The organism is Evtepia sp. (assembly GCF_034090835.1).
Taxonomy (GTDB): domain Bacteria; phylum Bacillota; class Clostridia; order Oscillospirales; family Oscillospiraceae; genus Evtepia.
In genome coordinates, this window is record NZ_JAXDRS010000016.1 from 1 (window position 1) to 3,399 (window position 3,399).

The following is a 3,399-nucleotide window of genomic DNA, read 5'->3' on the forward strand; positions in this document are numbered from 1 at the left end:
AAAGCTAAACGTGTTTTTCCCGTACCTGATGAACCACTAAGTATAACAACATCCACTTTAAGATAAGCATTGATGATATCTTGAAATTCTTTTTCTCTGAATAGAAATTTAGTGTCAATTGGAGCAGCCATTCTATTTGCATTGTAACTATTAATAAATTCATCATATGATTGAATTTGATCTGTACTTATTGATATTCCCAAAAAATCACGTGAAAGATTATGATGGAAAAGATATATATCTTCTGCAAGCTTATCAATTCCAATAATTACAAGCTTAACTCCAACATCTTCACACAGTTTTTTTACTTCACTATCTTGAAAGGGTGTAAGGTTTGATGAAGTATGACAATAAATAATTTCAGAGATTTTGTCATATGGAACACCTGTCTTTGCTGTATCAAGACATTTTTCAAGGTCATCCTTAATTTTTGCAAATAAGTTTGTCCTTTGAGTTGTGTATTCAACAAAAACATACTTTTCATTTGATGCAATAAAATATGTATCAGGTGTACCTGAAGTAGTCTTTCGTGTACCTGCTTCTCCACCAAGAGATACTATACTCGGATAGCCCGTTTTATATAAATAAGAATCACAAAGATTTTGAAATGAACCTGCATCCAGTTGTAGTATTTTTTGTTTGATACTTTCAATATTAGCCACTGTCTATAATTCCCCCCTATTGTTTTAATATTACAACATCTTAAAATGCTTCAACGCATCCAAAATAGCTTCTTCCTTTTCAATTGAGCACTGTAGAACTTTCTGGTTCTCGTTCTTTGAAATATTATAGTGTTCCCTAACTTCTAAACCATGCTTTTTCTTAACTTGTGCAATGTACAGAGTAGATACTTTAACCCCAAACTTTTCCAAAACATAGTTTTGAATTTGTTTATATGTTGCCTTACTTTCAGCACTTGTTAAATCCATATCATCCATAGGAAGTTCTACACTAATATATTTCTTAGAATCTAGTTTTGAAAGCAACACAATTGTCTCCACATGCGCAGTTCTGGGGAAGAGGTCCGCGGCCTCTGCCTGTTCCAGCTTGTACCCCTGCTGGGCCAGGAGCTTCACGTCCCTTGCCAGGGTCGCCGGGTCGCAGGAGACGTACACCAGCCGCCGGGGCGCCATGGCCACGATGGCCTCGATCACCTGGCCGGAGAGCCCCTTCCGGGGCGGGTCCGCGCAGATCACGTCCGGCCGGGTGCCCCGCCGGGCCAGCTCCATGGCGGCCTGCCCTGCGTCTCCGCAGAAGAACTCCACGTTCTCCACGCCGTTGCGCCGGGCGTTTTCCCAGGCGTCCTCCACCGCCGAGGGAACCACTTCTGCCCCCAGGGCTTTCCCCGCCTTCCGGGCCATCACCAGGGTGATGGTCCCGATGCCGCAGTAGAGGTCCAGCACCGTCTCAGTCCCGGTGAGCCCGGCAAAGTCCAGGGCCCGGCCGTACAGCACCTCTGCCTGCTCCCGGTTCACCTGATAGAAGGAGGGGACGGAGAGCCGGAATCCCAAGCCGCACAGGGTATCTTCCAGATAGTCCCGGCCCCAGAGCACCTTATACTCTTTCCCCAGGATCACGTTGGTCTTTTCCTGGTTCACCGACAGGACCACCCCCACCAGCTGAGGCTCTGCCGCCCGCAGGGCGTTCACCAGCTCTTCCGTGTGGGGAAGGGATTTTCCGTTGGCCACTACGGCGCAAAGAGATTCCCCCGCCCGGTTCACCCGGACGTAAAAGTGGCGGATGAGTCCCTGGTGGGCGGTCTCCTCATAGGCAGGAATCTGATAGGTTTCCATCCAGTTCTTAAAGGCGCCCCGCAGGCGGGTGGCTGCCAGGGGTTGGAGCAGACAGTCCTCCGCGTCGATCACGTCATGGCTGCGGGCCCGGAAGAACCCCACCCTGGGGCCCTCCGCCACCGGGAACTGGATCTTGTTCCGGTACCGGTCCGGGTCGGGCGCCCCGTGGATCACCTCCACATGGCCGTCCCAGCCGCCGATCCGCCGCAGGGCGTCCTCCACCCGGCGGCGTTTAAAGGAGAGTTCTTCCTCGTAGGTCATGTGCCGCAGCTGGCAGCCGCCGCACTTGGGGTACTGGGGACAGTCCGGGACCTGTCGGCCGGGGACGGTCTCCAGGATCTCGTTGACCTTGCCCCAGGCCGCCGTTTTCCCCACTTTCAGCAGCTGCACCTGGCACAGTTCCCCTTCCAGGGCGCCCTTCACGAACACCGCCTGTCCGTCCAGCCGGGCCACCCCTTCCCCTGCGCTGCCGTATCCTTCGATCCGCAGGGGATGAACCTGGTTTTTCTTGTTCTGTCCCTGGTGCTGTTTTTTCTTTCCTGCCATGGCCGTCTCATCCTTTCCCTGTCTCCCGTTTGTTTCTCGTAGTATAGCACAAGGCCGTGCTTGGGAACAACGCATATTTTTTCGTATTCTCCCCGGATGTTTACAGTTTCTTCTTTTTTCTCTTCCACATATGTGTTATAATACCGTGAATATGGAGCAGTATGCTCCGCACATGATATGACCGGGTCTGCGCTTCCCGCCGTGACCCTTCTATATGGACGGCCGGGGAACCGGCCGTGATCTCCGCCCCTCCCATGCTGTGGGTCGGGCCTGACTACGAAAGGAATCTCTACTGACTATGGGTTTTTTGAACAAACTCTTCGGCACCAACATGGCAAAGGAGCTCAAGCGCGTTGAGCCCATTGTCCGCAAAATCGAAGCCCTGGAAGAAGAATACAAGGGCCTCACCGACGCCCAGCTCCAGGCAAAAACCCCCGAGTTTAAGGCCCGTTACCAGAACGGGGAGACCCTGGACGATCTGCTGCCCGAGGCCTTTGCCGCCTGTCGGGAGGCCGCAGACCGTGTGCTGGGTCTGCGCCCCTACCGAGTGCAGCTCATCGGCGGCATCATCCTCCACCAGGGCCGCATCGCCGAGATGAAGACCGGTGAAGGCAAGACCCTGGTGGCCACCCTGCCCGCCTACCTGAACGCCCTGAGCGGCGAGGGTGTGCACATCGTCACCGTCAACGACTACCTAGCCAAGCGCGACAGCGACTGGATGGGTAAGGTCTACCGCTTCCTGGGCCTGTCCGTGGGTCTGGTGATCCATGGGGTCGACCCCGCCGGCAAGCGGGCCGCCTACAACGCCGACATCACCTACGGCACCAACAACGAGTTCGGCTTTGACTACCTGCGTGACAACATGGCCATCTACAAGGCCGAGCTCATGCAGCGCGGCCACGCCTTCGCCATCGTCGATGAGGTGGACTCCATCCTGATCGACGAGGCCCGGACCCCCCTGATCATCTCCGGCATGGGCGAGCAGTCCACCCAGCTCTACACCCTGGCCGACCGCTTTGCCGCCGGTCTGACCGGTCTGGTCAAGGCCACCGTGGACGAC

The 3,399-nt window shown here is 53.9% G+C and carries 2 protein-coding genes and 1 pseudogene; 1 reads left to right on the forward strand and 2 read right to left on the reverse strand.

The annotated features are described in order from the left end of the window. Both SOR61_RS03015 and rlmD read right to left on the reverse strand, forming a co-directional pair. Positions 1-662, reverse strand: a pseudogene (locus SOR61_RS03015) (hypothetical protein); the annotation flags it as partial. Positions 663-692: 30 nt separating this feature from the next. After that, the gene (gene rlmD, locus SOR61_RS03020; RefSeq protein ID WP_320611216.1) at positions 693-2,339 is read right to left on the reverse strand and encodes a 23S rRNA (uracil(1939)-C(5))-methyltransferase RlmD; all 1,647 of its coding nucleotides are present in this window, start codon (positions 2,337-2,339) and stop codon (positions 693-695) included. Between the two features lie 298 nt (positions 2,340-2,637). Between rlmD and SOR61_RS03025 the strand changes: the two genes are divergently transcribed. Next, positions 2,638-3,399 (forward strand): DEAD/DEAH box helicase (locus SOR61_RS03025; RefSeq protein ID WP_407066500.1); only part of this gene is annotated, 762 nt, incomplete at its 3' end.